This is a genomic window from Burkholderia sp. GbtcB21 (assembly GCF_019091065.1).
Classification (GTDB): Bacteria; Pseudomonadota; Gammaproteobacteria; order Burkholderiales; family Burkholderiaceae; genus Burkholderia; species Burkholderia pyrrocinia_C.
The window spans coordinates 1-231 of the sequence record NZ_JAGXKA010000535.1; the positions used below are offsets into that span (position 1 = coordinate 1).

Below are 231 nucleotides of genomic sequence, written 5' to 3' on the forward strand. Positions count from 1 at the left end.
CTGGGCGTACAACGGCATCGGCAACTACCTGACGGTGCCGCACTCGGTGAAGTACAAGTTTTCCTACAGCGGCCTGAGCGGCGACGCGATCTACGGCTTCGGCAACCATGCCGGCGCGATGGGGCTCGTCAGCACGTACGGTGTGGTACTGACCTATGCACAGGGGCCCGCGTCGTTCAACGTGGGCTATCAGCAGGCTTCCGTGTCGGCCGTGGACGGCAGATCGGGCAA

The 231-nt window shown here is 63.6% G+C and carries 1 pseudogene; it reads left to right on the forward strand.

The annotated features are described in order from the left end of the window. Positions 1-231: pseudogene (locus tag KVT39_RS37565) on the forward strand (porin); the annotation flags it as partial.